The organism is Arthrobacter sp. GCM10027362 (assembly GCF_042679445.1).
GTDB lineage: Bacteria > Actinomycetota > Actinomycetes > Actinomycetales > Micrococcaceae > Crystallibacter.
The window spans coordinates 1-952 of record NZ_JBHTML010000400.1 but is presented as its reverse complement, the minus strand read 5'-3'; the positions used below and the strand labels follow the sequence as shown (position 1 = coordinate 952).

The 952-nt window shown below is 72.5% G+C and carries 1 protein-coding gene; it reads right to left on the bottom strand.

The window, feature by feature from the left end:
- Positions 1-898 (bottom strand): IS5 family transposase gene (locus ACFQ36_RS22970; protein ID WP_377017907.1). Its coding sequence is split into 2 segments (ribosomal slippage): positions 1-516 and positions 518-898, totalling 897 coding nucleotides; the frame shifts between segments, so codons are not numbered across the junction.
- Positions 899-952 lie beyond the last annotated feature (54 nt).

Genomic DNA, 952 nt, shown 5'->3' with positions numbered 1-952 from the left:
CTAGGGTGTGTCTCCTAATGCCTTGAGCCAGATGGTGATCGCGCGCAGGATGGTGCCGCCGCGGTAGGTCAGGGCGAGCTTGTCGAACCGGGTGGCCAGCGCCCGCCACTGCTTGAGCAGGCCGAAGAACCGCTCGATTACGTTCCGTTCCCGGTAGTCCTGCCGGTCGAAAGCCGGCGGCCTGCCGCCGTTCCGTCCCCGGCGCCGGCGGTTGGCCTGCCGGTCGGCCGGTTCCGGGATCACCGCTGTGATGTGGCGGGACCTGAGGTGGGTGCGGATCGCCGTCGAGGAGTAGGCCTTGTCCCCGCGCACCCGCTCCGGCCGGGTCCGCGGCCGGGCCGGGCCGGGCGGGTGCACGTGCAGGGCGGACATCAGGACCGGAAACGCCGGGGCGTCCCCGCCCTGGCCGGCCCCGGCCAGCACCACCAGGGGCCGTCCGGCTCCGTCGGTCAGGGCATGGATCTTGGTGGTCAGCCCGCCCCGGGAACAGCCCAGGGCATGGTCGGCCGGCTCAGCCGGCAGGCCCGGCCCCACCGGCCCGTTCCCCGGGGGCGCGGGGCAGGTTCGCCGCGTGCTGGTGGGCCCGCACGATGGTCGAGTCCACCGACAGGGCCCAGTCGATCAGCCCGACCTTCTCCGCCTCCCCCAGCAGCGCGGCCAGGATCCTGTCCCAGGTCCCGTCCCCGCTGTAGCGGCGGTGGCGTTTCCACAGCGTCTGCCACGGGCCGAACCCTGCCGGCACGTCACGCCAGGCGATCCCGCACCGGTACCGGTAGATAATCCCCTCCACCACGCGCCGGTCGTCACGGAACGGGCGTCCCGGGTGCCCGGCCGAGGACGGCAGCAGCGGCTCGATCCGGGCCCATTGCTCATCGGTCAGGACAGAGTCGCGTCCCATCCCTCCAGCATCCCGCCGGGAAACCCCTCAGGACAATAAGGAGACACACCCTAG